This is a genomic window from Pistricoccus aurantiacus (genome assembly GCF_007954585.1).
Lineage (GTDB): Bacteria > Pseudomonadota > Gammaproteobacteria > Pseudomonadales > Halomonadaceae > Pistricoccus > Pistricoccus aurantiacus.
Genome location: NZ_CP042382.1, coordinates 3060795 through 3076933 on the forward strand (window position 1 = coordinate 3060795; position 16139 = coordinate 3076933).

13 protein-coding genes are annotated in these 16139 nt (G+C 62.3%); 4 read left to right on the plus strand and 9 right to left on the minus strand.

Annotation, left to right across the window (positions count from 1 at the left end; genetic code table 11):
* The first annotated feature begins 198 nt into the window (after nt 1–198).
* Complete coding sequence (gene rne / locus FGL86_RS14465; protein ID WP_147185248.1) at nt 199–3483, plus strand: ribonuclease E; 3285 nt, start codon at nt 199–201, stop codon at nt 3481–3483.
* Between the two features lie 85 nt (nt 3484–3568).
* On the opposite strand, the gene murB is transcribed toward rne, so the two are convergent.
* From murB to FGL86_RS14500, 7 genes are read right to left on the minus strand one after another with little or no spacing between them, the layout of a single operon-like run.
* Nucleotides 3569–4591: a UDP-N-acetylmuramate dehydrogenase gene (gene murB, locus FGL86_RS14470; protein WP_246131651.1), complete on the minus strand. Its 1023-nt coding sequence runs from the start codon at nt 4589–4591 to the stop codon at nt 3569–3571.
* Nucleotides 4591–5064: a low molecular weight protein-tyrosine-phosphatase gene (locus tag FGL86_RS14475; protein WP_147185250.1), complete on the minus strand. Its 474-nt coding sequence runs from the start codon at nt 5062–5064 to the stop codon at nt 4591–4593. The genes murB and FGL86_RS14475 overlap by 1 nt, the downstream gene beginning before the upstream one ends.
* 44 nt (nt 5065–5108) lie before the next feature.
* Nucleotides 5109–5891, minus strand: a complete 783-nt coding sequence (gene kdsB, locus FGL86_RS14480) for a 3-deoxy-manno-octulosonate cytidylyltransferase (protein ID WP_147185252.1) — start codon at nt 5889–5891, stop codon at nt 5109–5111.
* Complete coding sequence (locus tag FGL86_RS14485) at nt 5888–6130, minus strand: Trm112 family protein (protein WP_147185253.1); 243 nt, start codon at nt 6128–6130, stop codon at nt 5888–5890. Before FGL86_RS14485 ends, kdsB begins: the two co-directional genes overlap by 4 nt.
* Before the next feature lie 3 nt (nt 6131–6133).
* Nucleotides 6134–7159: a tetraacyldisaccharide 4'-kinase gene (gene lpxK, locus FGL86_RS14490; protein WP_147185255.1), complete on the minus strand. Its 1026-nt coding sequence runs from the start codon at nt 7157–7159 to the stop codon at nt 6134–6136.
* Nucleotides 7156–8895: a lipid A export permease/ATP-binding protein MsbA gene (gene msbA, locus FGL86_RS14495; RefSeq protein WP_147185257.1), complete on the minus strand. Its 1740-nt coding sequence runs from the start codon at nt 8893–8895 to the stop codon at nt 7156–7158. The genes lpxK and msbA overlap by 4 nt, the downstream gene beginning before the upstream one ends.
* A complete protein-coding gene (locus tag FGL86_RS14500) occupies nt 8892–11255 on the minus strand; it encodes a DNA internalization-related competence protein ComEC/Rec2 (protein ID WP_147185259.1) in 2364 nt (787 codons plus the stop codon). Before FGL86_RS14500 ends, msbA begins: the two co-directional genes overlap by 4 nt.
* 179 nt (nt 11256–11434) lie before the next feature.
* On the opposite strand from FGL86_RS14500, the gene FGL86_RS14505 reads away from it, so the two are divergent.
* Nucleotides 11435–12052, plus strand: coding sequence for a DUF2062 domain-containing protein (locus tag FGL86_RS14505; protein ID WP_147185260.1), 618 nt, complete (start codon nt 11435–11437; stop codon nt 12050–12052).
* Here FGL86_RS14505 and FGL86_RS14510 read toward each other — a convergent pair.
* On the minus strand, nt 11976–12686 hold the full coding sequence (locus tag FGL86_RS14510) for an ABC transporter ATP-binding protein (protein ID WP_147185262.1): 711 nt from the start codon (nt 12684–12686) through the stop codon (nt 11976–11978). The genes FGL86_RS14505 and FGL86_RS14510 overlap by 77 nt on opposite strands.
* 13 nt (nt 12687–12699) lie before the next feature.
* Complete coding sequence (locus tag FGL86_RS14515; RefSeq protein ID WP_147185264.1) at nt 12700–13941, minus strand: lipoprotein-releasing ABC transporter permease subunit; 1242 nt, start codon at nt 13939–13941, stop codon at nt 12700–12702.
* Between the two features lie 201 nt (nt 13942–14142).
* Between FGL86_RS14515 and FGL86_RS14520 the strand changes: the two genes are divergently transcribed.
* Both FGL86_RS14520 and FGL86_RS14525 read left to right on the plus strand, forming a co-directional pair.
* Nucleotides 14143–15186, plus strand: a complete 1044-nt coding sequence (locus FGL86_RS14520; protein WP_147185266.1) for an agmatine deiminase family protein — start codon at nt 14143–14145, stop codon at nt 15184–15186.
* A 17-nt stretch (nt 15187–15203) separates the two neighbouring features.
* Nucleotides 15204–16100 carry a carbon-nitrogen hydrolase gene (locus FGL86_RS14525; RefSeq protein ID WP_147185268.1) on the plus strand — a complete coding sequence of 299 codons (897 nt, stop codon included), beginning with the start codon at nt 15204–15206 and terminating at the stop codon, nt 16098–16100.
* The last annotated feature ends 39 nt before the right edge of the window (nt 16101–16139 follow it).

Consider the following 16139-nt stretch of genomic DNA (forward strand, 5'->3'; position numbering starts at 1 on the left):
CCTGCCGAGACACGTTCCGTCACCGCCGTGTACTCAACATGATCTTGTCGGGAAAGTCTCGCGCTCGTGAGGCTCTGCCGAGACTGGGCGCAGTCGTTTTCGCGAGTTGCGCTGAGCACAAGCACGCAGCACCCAGAGGTTCGCTATCGCCGATCGCTTCCAGGGCGCCTTCCGGCGCGCCTAATAAAGCGAGACAACATGAAACGAATGCTCATCAATGCGACCCAGCCGGAAGAGCTGCGCGTCGCTCTGGTTGATGGACAACGTCTGTACGATCTGGACATCGAATCCGGTGCCCGAGAGCAGAAAAAAGCCAATATCTATCGCGGCAAGATCACGCGAGTCGAGCCCTCACTGGAAGCCGCCTTCGTCGACTTCGGCGCCGACCGCCATGGCTTTCTCCCCCTGAAGGAAATTTCCAAGGAATATTTCACCAAGGATGTCTCCGGCCGTCCCAATATCAAGGAAGTCCTCAAGGAAGGCCAGGAAGTCATCGTTCAGGTCGACAAGGAAGAACGAGGCAATAAAGGGGCGGCGCTGACGACCTTCATCAGCCTGGCCGGGCGTTTTCTGGTACTGATGCCCAACAATCCTCGCGCCGGCGGTATTTCCCGGCGTATCGAGGGCGAAGAGCGCACTCAGCTCAAGGAAGCCATGAACCAGCTCGCCATGCCCGATCGCATGGGCGTCATCGTGCGTACCGCGGGTATCGGCCGCTCCAGCGAGGAGCTGCAGTGGGATCTGGACTATCTGGTCCAGGTATGGGAAGCCATTACCACGGAAGCCGGCAAGCGTCCCGCGCCCTTTCTGATCTATCGTGAATCCAACGTCATCATTCGCGCCATGCGCGACTATCTGCGCCAGGATATCGGCGAAGTTCTGATAGACAGCCCCGAAGTCCACCAGGAAGCCTTGGCTTTCATACGCCAGGTGATGCCCTCCTACCAGCAGAAGATCAAGCTTTACACGGACGAGGTCGCCCTGTTCTCGCGCTTTCAGATCGAATCCCAGATCGAGACCGCCTACCAGCGCGAGGTCAAGCTGCCTTCCGGCGGCGCCGTGGTCATCGATCATACCGAAGCCCTGGTCTCCATCGATATCAACTCCGCCCGAGCCACCCGTGGCAGCGATATCGAGGAAACCGCCCTGCAGACCAACTCGGAAGCGGCGGAAGAGATCGCACGCCAACTGCGCCTGCGGGATATCGGCGGTCTGGTGGTCATCGATTTCATCGACATGGGACCGGCGCGCAACCAGCGGGAAGTCGAGAACCGCATGCGCGATGCCCTCAAGATCGACCGCGCCCGGGTGCAGATCGGTCGCATTTCCCGTTTCGGCCTGATGGAGATGTCTCGCCAACGGCTGCGCCCCTCCCTGGGCGAAACCAGCGGTGTGGTCTGCCCCCGCTGCGACGGTCAGGGCACCATCCGCGATGTGCGTTCGCTTTCCCTGTCGATCCTGCGGCTCATGGAAGAAGAAGCCATGAAGGAGCACAGCTCCCAGATCCGCGCCATCTTGCCGGTACCGGTAGCTACCTACTTGCTCAATGAGAAACGCGCCGTACTGACGGATCTCGAGCGTCGCCAGAAGGTAGAGATCGTACTGATACCCAGCCCGGATATGGATACGCCTCACTACGACGTTCAACGCCTGCGCAACGATCAGCTGAGCGACGAGGACGGCAACGTCTCGAGCTTCGAGCTATCCACGGAAACCGACGTCGGGCAGGAACCGGATCCAAGTTTCGCCAAGCCCGTCGCACGTCCCGAAGCGGCGGTCAAGAGCGTGATACACGATGCGCCGGCCCCCGCCTCGCTGCAGCGCGAACCGACACCCGCAAAACCCGCTTCTCGCCCCGCGCCGGCCCAGGCAAGCCAACCGCAGGAAGAAAGCGGCATCATCTCGCGCCTGGTCAAGGGCATCGGCAAACTGCTGGGGGGACACGAAACCGCCGGCACCAGCCAGCCAGCCACCGGCACCCAGTCCGGTCGTGGCGCCAGCCAATCCGAGCGTCCCGGTCAAGGATCCCGCGGCGGTCGAGGCGACAATCGTCAATCTCAATCCGCCAGCCGTTCTGCTCGCGGTAGTGGTAACAACAGCAATCGCCGCCCGCGCAGCGATAGCCGGGATGACGCCACCGGCAACCGCCAGGCGGCCCGTAACGGCAAGTCGGACGCGGACCAGGACGATTCAACGACGAAATCTCGCGGCGAAACCCCGCGCCAGTCCAGTTCTCGCTCGAATGCCAAGGAAACTCGCGGTCGTCCACGCCAGGATAGCGACGAGCGTCGCGATCAGCAGCGACCTTCACGCGGCGAAACCGCGGCCAAGCCCGCAATGACAAAGGACGAGGCTTCCAAGGAAAATACCGCTAAATCCGCTGCCGGCCAGGACAGCGCCAAGGACGACGGCCAGCCCAAGCGTACCCGCAACAATCCTCGAGAACGCACCCGCCAGCACGCCATCAACCCCAAGGCCAAGGCGGAACAGGAAGAGCTGCAGAACGCAGCAGCCACGGTAACTGACACCGAGGCTGCTACAGCGGCTTCTATCGAAGCCGTTCAGGATCAGCCGGCCATAGATAAACCGGCCGCCAAGGCGCCGGAGGCCAAAGAAACTCTGGTGGCTAAAGAAACTCTGGTTACTAAAGAAACTTCGGTGGCTAAAGAGACTAACGGGGAAGCTTCCAAGGCCGACGAGAAGACGAGGGCTGCAGCGGCCAAACGGCAGGCTGACGTAAAGGAGGCTCAGCCGACGGGGAATACGGCGGTCACGGCAGCAACGCCAGAATCGGCGGCGACTAACGCCGAACAAGCCGATGTCTCCACAAAACCGGCTGCTGAAACCAAGACAGCGTCTGAAAACAAGTCGGTTCCAGCGGAGAAAGACACTGTCGAACAGGAAGCCGAAGCGCCAGCGAAACCCGTGGAGAATACCGCGGTAACCGACGCTACGCCGGAGCCGGCCGCCGCACAGGACAAGCAGCCATCCTCGCCGGCTGAGCTTCCCGCGGCAAAGGAAGTCGACGTCAAGACGGCAACCGACGCACCCACCGAGTCCGACGCTAGGCCCGCCAGGAGACAGCCGGCTCGGAAGAAGGCGCGGCCGGTGGCCGAGGACAAGGTAGCTAACAGGTCCGACGAGAGCCAGCCAGCTCAGACAGATGACACGGCTGCTGCCGGCGCCACCCCCGATGGCGGCGCGTCACGGAAAGCGGATGACTCCAATACCGCTCAAGCCGATAAAGCCCAGCCGGAGCCGTTGCATCCTGTTGTCCACAAGAGCGCCGAGTCGAATCAAGCAGGCAATGATCGATTACCGGAGGCGACCCCGCCAAATGCGGCCCAGCCAGAGGCAGCCCCACCGAGTGCGGCCCAACCGGAGGCGACCCCACCAAAACGGCGTCGGCGCGCGCACAACGACCCGCGTGAAATACGTCGCCGCGAAAAGCAGCAGGCCAAGGAAGATCAGAGCAACGCCTGATCGGGCTTGAAAGACAACCTGATTAGTGAGAAACGATGACGCTCGCGATCCATGGATCGCGAGCGTTTTTATTGGAAGAGAACTTTCAGAGAGAAAGATACCGGGTGCGTGGCTCCCATTCCAGGATGACGCCGAAACGCGCCTCGACTCGTGCAGCGACTCGACCGGCGAAATCCAGAAGTTCCTGTGCGCTGCCGCCGCCGTGATGCACCAGCACTAGCGCCTGTTTCTCGTGCACGCCAAAACATCCTTTTTGCCACCCTTTGAGACCGCATTGCTCGATCAGCCAGCCCGCGGCGAGTTTGACTCGCCCATCCGGCTGCGGAAAATGCGGCATTTCCGGATAGTCTTCCAGCAACCGCCGAGCCTGCCGCCAGTTGATCAGCGGGTTCTTGAAGAAACTGCCTGCATTGGATAACGCTTGAGGATCCGGCAGTTTTTCTCGGCGAACCGCGCATACCGCCTCGGCGACTTCCAGAGGGGTTGGATCGACCGATACCCGGCGAGCCAGATCGCCGTAAGTCAGCCTTGGTCGTGGCTTTCGCGTAACTTCCAGGGTCAAGCCGGTGATCGCCACCTTGTCCATCAAAGCATTCTTGAAGATGCTGTCGCGGTAACCGAAGGCGCAGTCCGAAGCGTTCAGAACATCCTGACGGCCGCTGTCGAGATGGATTATCCGAACCGCCTTGAGCACCTCCGCCAGTTCGACGCCGTAGGCGCCGATGTTCTGAATCGGCGCCGCGCCGCACTGACCAGGGATCAGCGCCAGGTTTTCAATCCCCCACAGGCCTTCATTCGCCAGACGCATCACCAGGACGTGCCAGTTCATGCCCGCGTCGACGTCCACGCGCACCCGCTGATCATCCAGCGGCGACAAGCAAAGCTCATCGAAGGTTGGCGTGATGACCAACCCCGGTAGCCAAGGACCCAGAATCAAATTGCTGCCGCCTCCCAGCAGGGTCAGCGGCCAATCCCGCTGACGCGCCAGGGCGGTGGCCTCTTTCAAGATCTGCGACGTCGACGCCCCGATAAAGCGCTCCGCGATACATGGCAGACCCAAGGTGTTGGCCCGGGTCAGATCCACTCTTTCTTGCCACTCCACTGCCACTAGACCGCTTCCAGACGCTTGCGCAGTGTTGCGATCAATCCATCCGCCGCCTGCTCGACGCTGTCCAGCACCGCCTCGAACCCTTTGTCATCGCCGGTGTAGGGATCCGGGATCGCTTCCCCTGGCCGACCCGCGAACTCGAGAAAGAGCCCGACCCGCGCGCGGCTGTTGGCAGGTTGCAGCGCCTCGAGATTCGCCAGGTTGCTGTCGTCCATGGCCAGGATGTAATCGAAATACTGGAAGTCTTCGGCGCTGATCTGACGGCCGCGCAACTGACGGATATCCACACCGCGACGGCTGGCCGCTTCGACGGCGCGCGGGTCCGGCGCCTGATCCAAATGCCAGTCGCTGGTCCCGCAGGAATCCACCTCGACCTTGTCCGCCAGACCCGCCGCTTCCAGCTTGTGACGCAAGACACCTTCCCCGGTGGGTGAGCGACAGATATTGCCTAGACAAACGAACAACACTCGCATCTCGACATTTCTCCTTTCGGGAAGATATAAACAGGTCCATACGACTATCGGGAAAACCACGCTCGCACCCGCTGCAGGTCTTCCTGAGTATCCACTCCCGCCGGGTGCGGTGTATCGGCCAGGGCGACCTGAATACGCTTGCCGTGGTGCAGCGCGCGCAGCTGCTCGAGCTGCTCGACCCGCTCCAGCGGCGCCGGCGCCCATCGGCAATATTCCTCGAGAAAGCCGACCCGATAGGCATAGAGACCAATATGACGCAGCCAGACATTGGCCTCGAGCGCGAGCGTCCGCGCATCGGCATTTTCCCAGAGATCGGCGCTCCAGGCCTGTCGGTCCCAAGGCAGCGGCGCGCGGGAAAAGTACAGCGCACGCTCATGACAATCGCGCACCACCTTGACCACATTGGGATTGAACAGGGTATCAAGATCCAGGATCGGCTCCGCCAGGGTGGCGATGGAAGCCTCATCATCATGGGCGAGTCGCGTCGCCACCTGATCGATCAAGGCCGGCGGCAGCAGCGGTTCGTCTCCCTGCACATTGACCAGGATTGTCTCGGGATCAAGCTCGAGACGCCGCGCCACTTCCGCCAGCCGATCCGTGCCGGAAGGATGCTCCGCTCGGGTCATCACCACCTCGCCACCGACCTGCTCGACCGCCTCGCGTATGCGCGGATCGTCCGTGGCCACCACCACTCGACCAGCGGCGCTGGCCAGGGCCTGACGCCAGACCCGCACCACCATGGGTTCGCCGGCGATATCCAGCAGTGGCTTGCCGGGCAGGCGGCTGGAGGCGAAACGCGCCGGAATGACCGCCAGGAAATCATTCATGGGCGAGCTCCAGGCTTGCCTCCAGGGTTCTCGACCTTATTTCTTGCATGCTCTGACTTGTTGAGTTTTTCCTCGACACTCATGACCCGAGCCTCTTCTTCGAGCATGACCGGAATCTCGTCGCGTATCGGAAACGCCAAGCCGTGATAATGGCAGCGCAGCTCCGCGTTTTGACGGTCATACTTCAACTTGCCTTGACACAGCGGGCAGACCAGCATAGCCAGCAGTTCCTTGTCCATTCCTCACCTCTCGCATTGTTGAGTCAACATGTCGAGCCTTCGGGACAGCCAGTCGATGAAGGCCTGATTCGGCTGCGCTTCTATCTCCAAGGCCCAATAGCGCTCATCCGCAAAGCCACGACACTTTACCGCATCCTTGGCGGTCATCACGATGGGCATCGCGGACTGATCCGGCGTCCCATCGAATTGCAGATCCTGGGGACGATAGCGATGGTGATCCGCGAATCCATGAACCACGGGCTCGAGTCCCAGCGCATCTAGGGTCGCGAAAAAGCGCGCGGGGTTGCCGATTCCCGCCACGGCATGCACCTCTCTCGCAAAGGGTAGCGGCGTAACGGGCCGGATGCTATCGTCTCTCAGGTAGCGCCAACGGATGGGCACCAGGGCCATGGTGAAATAATTCTCCGAGGGTGGAACGCGGGGTTTACCGTTGACGATTAGCGCATCCACCGTTGCCAGCCGCGACAGCGGCTCCCGCAGCGGTCCCTCGGGAAGACAGCGTCGGTTACCGAAGCCGCGCTCGCCGTCCACCACCACCAGCTCGATGTCCCGCCCCAGAGCGAGATGCTGCAGGCCATCGTCGCTCAAGAGGATATTGCAGTTTTCCTCGAGCAGACGCCTGGCGCCACGAGGACGATCCGGGTCCACCATCACAGGAGCGCCCGTCTGAGCCGCCAGCATCGCCGGCTCGTCGCCGCAGGCTTCGACCGCTGTCGTGTCGGTCACCAGCAGCGGATAAACCTCGCTCCTGCCGCCGTAGCCCCGAGAAAGGATACCCGGGCGCCACCCACGTTCCTTCAGAAACCGCGCCAGCCAGGCCACCAGGGGGGATTTACCGGTGCCTCCTACGGTGATATTGCCCACCACGATGACCGGCACAGGCGCCCGCCACACAGTCTTCTTGCCTTTGTGATAGTGCTGTCGCCGCCGATTGACAAAATAACGGTATAAAATCGACAGGGGCCTGAACAGCTTGAGCCAGCGCGCCTCTCGGTACCAGGCAGCGACGATTCTGTCTTCCAGGCTCACGCCGGTTCCTGGAACTGCAGTTGATGCAGGGCGGCATAAGCCCCTTCGTTAGCCATCAGTTCCTGATGGCTGCCGCGCTCGACGATGCGCCCCTGGTCCATGACCAGTATGCGATCCGCGCGCTCGATGGTCGAAAGCCGATGAGCGATCACGAAGGTGGTACGCCCACGACAGACTTCCTCCAGCGCCATCTGAATATAGCGTTCGGACTCCGTGTCCAGGGCGGAGGTGGCCTCGTCGAGTATCAGAATCGGCGCGTCCTTGAAGATTGCCCGGGCGATGGCCAGGCGCTGGCGCTGACCGCCGGACAGCATGACACCGTTATCCCCCACCAGAGTGTCGTAGCCTTGGGAAAGCTCCTTGATGAATTCATCCGCGTAAGCGGCCTTGGCGGCGGCGACGACGGCGTCGCGATCCGCGTCCGGATACCCGTAGGCGATATTCTCCGCGATAGAGGTATTGAACAGGGTGACCTGCTGGGAAACCAGGGCGATCTGCCGGCGCAAGGCGGACAACTGGTAGTCTTCGATGGGCTGGTCGTCGATGGTGATACGCCCTGCGGTGGGTCGGTAGAAACGCGGCAACAGGTTGACCAGGGTCGACTTGCCGCTACCGGAACGCCCGACGATGGCGATCATTTCCCCTGCCGCCACATGAAGATCGATACCGTGCAGGATCTCCGGTTGATCCTCCGCGTAACGAAAGCGAATACCCTCGAAGTCTACCTTGCCTTCGAAGCGCTCCGGCAACCGCGTGCCCGGGTCCGGCTCCTCGGGTTCATCGAGCAGACCGAACAGTTCGTCCGAGGCAGCCAGACCGCGCTGCACGATACTGTTCACGTCCGTCAGCTCGCGTATCGGCTTCGCCATCAAGGCAGCGGCGGTAATGAAGGCAACAAACTCTCCGGCGGTCATGTTCGCCATCAGCGCCGGCGACATGGCGAGCCACACCAGCGCCGCCAGGGCCAGAGCCACCAGCAACTGGATGACCGGCGTACTGATCCCCTTGGTCAGGGCCTCCTTGAGACTCTGCTGACGATTGTACTCGCTGGCGGCGATGAAACGGCGCTTTTCGTAGTCTTCCGCCCCGTGAGTACGCACCACCCGATACCCCGTCAGCGCTTCCGAAGCCACATGAGTCACGTCCCCCATGGAGCGCTGAATGCGTCGGGATATACGCCTGAAGCGCTTGCTGGTGTAGTTCACCACCAGGCCGATCAGCGGCGTTATCACCAGAAACAGCAGGGTCAACAGTGCGTTGGTCCATAGCAGATAACCGACCAGGCCGATCACGAACAGCCCCTCCCGCAGCAGGATGGTGATCGCCTTGGTGGCGGCGCCGGTCACCTGCTCCACCTGATAGGTAAGCCGGGAAACCATGTGCCCACTGGAGTGCATGTCGAAGAAGCGTCCGGGCAGATGCAGCATATGACCGAACACCTCGCAGCGTAGGTGGTGCACCACGTTTCTCGCCACATCCGTCATGAAGAAGGTGCCCAGAAAGGTGCCGAGGCCGCGAAAGGCGAACATGCCCACCACGAACAAGGGAAGAAACAAGCGAAAGGCGGCATCCGGGTCCTGTATGCCGTCGATCAATCGTTTCATCATTTCCGCCAGGGCAGTGCTGGAGGCAGCGTAGATGGCGTAACCCACCACCGCGATCAGAAATGCCTTCCAATGGGGTTTGACGTAGGCGAGCAGGCGTTTGTAGAGCGTCCAGCTGGAATGCTGAGTCACGGCGTCTCCATTGGAAGTTGTGAGAACGACGAGGCGGCGATGCCTGCCCCTGGCCTGGAGCGAAATTCTACCCGATGACAGTGCGCATCGACAGCGCCAACCCCAGGATGGCGCTGCGGCATCAGTTCGATCCCTTGAGCGCCGCCGAGCACCAGGCGTATGGCGCCATCCTGGGCGGTATTCCACTGGCAGCTCCCTTGCCGACGAAAACGTCGAACGACCTGCGGCGCCGGATGATCGAAGCGATTGTCCCGCCCGGCGCTATAGATCACATGATGCGGCGTGAGCCGTGTCGCGAACTGCTCCCCGGAACTGGTGCGGCTGCCATGATGGCCGGCTACCAGCACCTCCAGGGGCTGGCCATCCAGGGGTTGGCCATCAAGAAGCTGGCTGTCGCGGTTCAACAATCGCCGCTCGACCTCTCGCCCCGCGTCGCCGGTCACCAGCAGGCGCTGGCCTCCCGCCTCGACCAGCAGTATGCAGGAACGATCGTTTTCGGCGAACGCCTCGAGGCTTCCGGCGGGCGGCCAGAGAACCTGGAAGCGAACCTGATCCCACTGCCATCGCTGTCCTTGCCGGCAAGCGCGGTAAGGCACCTCGAGTTTCGAACCCTGGGGCGCTAGAAACTGCACGACTCGATGAGACTCCAGGGCGGCCAGCCCGCCGGCATGATCGAGATCCGTGTGGCTGACGACGACTCTGTCGAACTGTCTTCCCGGTGGCCAGAGTCCCGACAATGGCATATAACCCGAGGCAAAGCGCGGTCCGGTATCCAGCAGGAGTCGATGATGCGCGGTGCGCACTTCCACCGCCTGCCCCTGGCCGACATCGTAGACCCATACTTGGGCTACTCCTGGCGAAATCTCGGGAGCGCGTGGATTGAGCGCCAGCAACAGCAGGGCGAAGCTGCCGCCAATCCTTAACCGGCGGCTCAGTCCTGGCGCCGCCCAGAGAAACGCACTCAGCCCCAGCGCCAGGCCAAGCGGCAGGATCATCCAGGCGGGCGGCGTCCAAAGCGGCAATCCATCAGCCACCGCTTTCAACAAGAAATGCAGCCCCGCGGCGAGCTGACCAAATCCCCACCAGCATAGCGACGAGAGCGGCATGATGGGCCATGTCAGCCATCCCGCAAGACCCAGCGGTACCAGCAGGCTGCCGACCAGAGGAACCGCTACAAGATTGATCAACACCGAGCCCGGCGCCAGGCGGGAAAATGCCAGCAGGCTCGCCGCCGCCATCAGCGGCGCCAGCAACAACTGGGTGCGAAGAAGCGCCAAGCACCAGCCCTTGATGCCTCGGGGGCGCGTTCGCCCCCGCCAGATAAGGATCAGCCAGGCCACGGCAGCGAAGGAGAGCCAGGTTCCGGGGCGCCAGGCGGATAGTGGGTCGATCAGGATCACCAGCCCCAGCGCCAGCCAGAATCCCTGCCAGAGACCCGGCGAGTGTCTCCCGCTGGCCACCCATAGCCCTACCAGCGCCATGATCGACGCGCGCAGCGCCGGAGGTTCGAGTCCCGCCACCCAGGCATAGCCCAGCGCCGCGAGCCCCGCCAGTCCCCAGGGCCATACCGTCATGCGCCATCGCGTCGGCGTAAACAGCCGCGCGAGACCTCGGAATAGCCACAGCGCAAAGGTCGCTACCAGCCCCACGTGCAAACCGGATATCACCATCAGATGGGTGGTGCCGGTGGCGTTGAGCAGCGTCCAGTCCTCGTCGTTCAGACGCTCCTTGGCCCCCAGGGTCAAGGCGGCCAGCCAGCGTCGGGCGACCCCTTCGGACAGGCGTTCGTCCAGCGCCGCGAGCGCCGAGCGGCGCAGCGAAGGCAAGGCATCGTCAAGCCGTTCCGGTGGAGGCTGGGAACGCACGTAGCCGGTGGCGTCGATGCCTTCTCGCCATAGCCAGCGTCGATAGTCGAAAGTATTCGGATTGGTGAAACCGCCGGGCGGTCGCAGACGCGCGCTCAGCGCCCAGCGCTCTCCTACCCGCATGTCCGGAATATCGTAGAAGGTCAGGCGAATTCGACGCAGCCGCTCGCAGGAGGGCAGGCGCGAATCCTCCGGCTGGCAACGCTCCACCGCCAGCAGCAGCCGCGCGGCGCGGGGGCGAGGCTCCACTTCGAGAATTCTGCCTTGGATGCGAAGATCCTGCCGCGACAATCCCGAGGGCAGCTCCGCGCCCATGCCCAGCAATACCGGTAGCGCGGCCAGCGCCATGACGCCCAGCAGCAGTCGCTGATGGACACGACCGGCCAGCAGCATGCCAAGTGCCCATATCTCGAAGCCCCCCGGCCAGGCCAGACGGCCAAGCGCGACCCCCGCCAGGGCACTGATCGCCATCGGAAGGACGAATCCGATACGCATGTCGACTATTCTCTTGCGGAATGACGGTGTGACCCGGAATAGCTGCCACGGGCCTGCCGTGAGCGTTTCACCGAGCTGGGAAACCTATCGGCAGACTTGTCAACATGGTGAAGCGGGGGCCATCCGTGGATAATGGATCGCTCATCCATCTCTCGATCTGATTGATCAGCGAACCCAGCATGCCGCGTCGATTCCTGCAGCGCTATCTGCCTCACCCGGACGCTCTCAGGCGCAAAAGCTCATTGCGCTTCATGGGACGCCTGATCGGCGATACATCCCTGTGGATGCTGTCTCGGCGCAGCGTCGCCAACGCTTGCATGGTGGGGTTGTTCAGCGCGCTGCTGCCCATCCCTTTTCAGATGATGGTATCCGCTCTCGGCGCCTGGCTATTGCGCTGCAACCTGCCGCTTTGCATGGCACTGGTATGGATTACCAATCCATTGACCATGCCGTTGATCTTCTATATGAACTATCGGCTCGGCGCCTGGACGCTGGGCAATCCGGTACGCGAGGTGCCTGATCAGCTGTCCACGGAATGGCTGGTGAGTCAGATGCAGCATATTCTGCCTCCGCTGCTGCTGGGCTCGCTGATGGCCGCGGTCAGCATCGGGCTGATCGCCAATCTGCTGGTGCGCCTGATCTGGCGCTGGCAGGTCGCACGTAGCTGGAAGCGCCGCCAGCGGCGCCGGATACGTCCGAAAGCCATCGATCCAGAACAGACTAGGCAGGAGTCAGCCTGCCCGCATCCAGACGCAGCACACGATCCTGATGGGCCGCCAAGCCCATATCGTGAGTGACGATCACAAAGGCGCAGGCGGTGGTGCTGGCCAGTTCATCCATCAGGGCCAGGATACTGGCGGCGGTGTGCTGGTCCAGGTTGCCCGTAGGCTCATCCATCAGCATCACGCTGGGATCCGTCACCAGGGCTCGGGCGATGGCCACCCGCTGACGTTCTCCCCCGGACAGTTCCCCTGGCTTGTGCTCGCTTCTCGCCTGCATGCCGACCTTGGCGAGTATTCCCCGAGCGCGCTCCTTGGCCTCACGCCGGGATTGGCCGCGCACGATCAGCGGAAGAGCAGCATTCTCCACCGCGGTCAATTCCGCCAGCAGATGATGGAACTGATAGACGAAGCCGATATGACGATTGCGAAAGCGTCCCAGCGCCGCTTCGCCCAGGACCGACAGATCCTGATCGGCTACCCGCACGCGCCCGCGGCTGGGGCGATCGAGGCCGCCGAGCAGGTTGAGCAGCGTCGTCTTGCCGGAGCCGGAGCTGCCTACCACCGCAACTCGCTCGCCGGCGCGCACCTCGAGCTCGAGGTTTTCGAGCACGGTGATATCCTGGGGCCCTTCGCTGTAGATACGGGTCAGATTCTCGCAGCGCAGCATGGTCTTGCGGCCTGCTTCCTGAATCGCGGCGTTATCGGCCATGACGGGGTCTCCCTTATTCATATCGCAGTACGTCCGCCGGCTGGATGCGCGAGGCGCGCCAGGCCGGGTACAAGGTGGAGAGGAAGGTCAGACCGAAAGCCGCCGCCACGATCTTGCCCACGTCGGACCATTGGAGCTGGGACGGTAGATAATTGATGAAGTAGACGTTGGCATCCAGGAAATGAATCCCGAAGGTGGTCTCGACCCAGGCAATGACGTCAGACACGCTCAAGGCCAGCACCACCCCGGACAGCACGCCGATCAGAATACCGATGATGCCGATGGTCAGCCCCTGCACCACGAAAATGCCCATGATGGAGCCCGGCGTGGCGCCGATGGTGCGCAGGATGGCGATATCCGCCTGCTTGTCCGTGACCACCATCACCAGGGTCGAAACGATATTGAAGGCCGCCACCGCGACGATCACCGTCAACAATAGGCCGATCATGCGCTTTTCCATCTGAATCGCCTGAAACAAGTTGCCGTGGGTGTAGGTCCAGTCGAAACCGCGATAGCCCGGGCCTAGCTCATCGATGATCGAGCGAGTGACCTGGCTGGCGGCGAACAGATCATCCAACTCCAGGCGCAGCCCCTGCACCGAATCTCCCAGACGGGCCAACGTCTGCATGTCTTGTATATTGGCATAGGCAAGGCTTGCATCCAGATCCGCCCCGACGCTGAAGATACCGGTCACGTTGAAGCGCTTGAGCCTTGGAAAGACCCCCGCCGGGGTAATCGAGGCCTCCGGCACCAGCAGGGTTACCCGGTCGCCGACCCCGACACCCAGCTGGTTCGCCAGCAGCTTGCCCAGCACGATGTTCCATTCCCCGGGCTCCAGATCGGAAAGCCGCCCTTCCTGCATATGGTCGTCGATGATCGAGACCTTGCTCTCGTAGGCCGGGTCGATTCCGTTGACCATGGCTCCCTGATTGCGCCCGCCGATGGAGAACATGCCCTGCTGCTGCACATAGGGCGCGGCGCCGATCACCCGCTCGCGCTTGGTCAGCCGCTCCGCCAGGGGCTTCCAGTCGGTCATGCCGGAGGGCTGTTCGATGCGAGTATGCGGCACCATGCCCAGCACCCGGGAACGCAGCTCCTGGTCGAAGCCGTTCATTACCGACAGCACCAGAATCAACACCGCCACTCCCAGCATCAGTCCCAGCATGGAGGTCAAGGAAATAAAGGAAATGAAATGATTACGGCGTTTGGCGCGCACGTAGCGCAGCCCCAACATGAAAGGTAAACGATCAAGCATTACATGAAGTCCTTGGTCAGCGGTCGCTCATGGTACGGGTTTTTCCAGGGCGCTGCATCGCCGGATCATGCAAGAAGCCCTGGCGGGCCTGCATCAAAGGCAATAGCGAGTCTTGCAAAGCGGCAGAGACTGATCCTAAATTGCCTGCCTCGAGAAGCGCACCGCTACACGATACTAGCCACCAGCAAAAGAGCGACGACGATGGCCAATTGCCTGTATCCGGAATGGCATCCCCAGGATGCCGTACAACTGACCTGGCCCGGCCCACAAAGCGACTGGGCGCCGCTGCTCCCCTGTATCGAAGCGACCCTGGAAACCGTCGCCCTGGTCATTGCTCGCTATCAGCCGGTGGTGATCGCGCTGCCGGACAAGCCGACCAGACAGCGAATCGAGGCTCGTCTGGAAAATCTGGGTATCCCCGCCAATCGGCTGAGACTCCATGTCGCGGCGAGCGACGATGCCTGGGCCCGGGACCACGGCCCCATCGGCGTGGCGCGAGACGGCAAGCCTGTGCTGCTCGACTACCGCTTCACCGGCTGGGGGGGCAAGTTTCCCGCCGCCCGAGACGATGCCTTGAGCCAGGCCCTGGCGGATCAAGGCGCTTTCGCGGCGCCGCTGGAAACCCGCGACCTGATTCTCGAGGGTGGCGCCATCGACACCGATGGCCAGGGCACCCTGTTGACCACCAGCGCCTGCCTGCTCAACCCCAATCGCAACCGCGGCTTGAGCCGCAGCGATATCGAGGCGCGACTGGACAAAGAGCTCGGTATAGAGCGCTTCCTGTGGCTCGATCATGGCCATCTGGAAGGCGATGATACGGATAGCCATATCGACACCCTGGCACGCTTCTGCAATCCGCGAACCATCGCCTACCAGGGTTGCGACGATGAAACGGATTCCCATTACGCTCCGCTGGCCGCCATGCAGAAACAGCTCGAGACATTCCGCCAGACGAACGGGCAGCCTTACCGACTGATTCGCCTGCCCTGGCCCCAGGCCTGTTTCGATCCGCAGGACGGTCATCGCCTGCCTGCGACCTACGCCAACTTCCTGATCATCAACGGCGCGGTGCTGATGCCCAGCTATGCGGATCCGGCAGATCGCCTGGCGCTGAGCGCCCTGGCAAGGGCCTTTCCGGATCGCGAGATCATCCCCATCGACTGTCGCAGCGTGATTCGCCAGCACGGTAGCCTGCACTGTCTGACCATGCAGCTGCCCCGGGGCAGCCTTTCTCAACCTTCTTGACTCGGAGCTCTCTGATCATGCCCAGAACACTCAAGGTCGGTCTGGTACAACAAGCGGCCTGGCCGGACAAGGCGCGCAGCCTGGCGGAAACCGAGTGCGGTCTGCATGAGCTCGCCGCTCAAGGCGCGGAGCTGATCCTGCTGCAGGAGCTTCACGCCACGCATTACTTCTGTCAGTACGAGGATCCGGCGCTGTTCGACCTGGCGGAGCCGCTGGACGGCCCTACCAGTCAACGGCTGGCGGCCCTGGCGGCAAAATTGAATATCGTCCTGGTGGGTTCGTTGTTCGAACGCCGGGCGGCGGGACTCTATCACAACACCGCGGTGGTCTATGATCGCCAGCAGGGCGCGGTGGGCCACTATCGGAAGATGCATATCCCGGACGATCCAGGCTTCTACGAGAAATTCTATTTCACCCCCGGGGATGCGACACCGGATAGCGGCTTCGCGCCCATCGATACCTCCGTGGGGCGCCTGGGGGTGCTGGTGTGCTGGGACCAGTGGTACCCGGAGGCGGCGCGGTTGATGGCATTGGCGGGGGCGGAGCTATTGCTGTACCCCACCGCCATCGGCTGGTGTCTGGAAGACGACCCAGAAGAGCAGCAGCGTCAGAAAGAGGCCTGGACGCTGGTTCAACGTGCCCATGGCGTCGCCAACGGCCTGCCGGTAGTGGTTGCCAACCGCATCGGCCATGAGCCGGATCACTCCGAGGTCACCTCCGGCATCGATTTCTGGGGTGGCAGTTTTATCTGCGGTCCTCAGGGGGAAATGCTCGCCTTGGCGGGTCAGGAGACGGAAACTCTGGTGGTCGATCTGGATATGGATCGCGGCGAAGCCACCCGGCGTATCTGGCCCTATCTTCGCGATCGGCGGATCGATGCCTATGGAGATCTGATCCGCCGCTATCGAGACTGAGAAGCGAGATTAACGCTTATTTCCAAAAATCTATTTCCA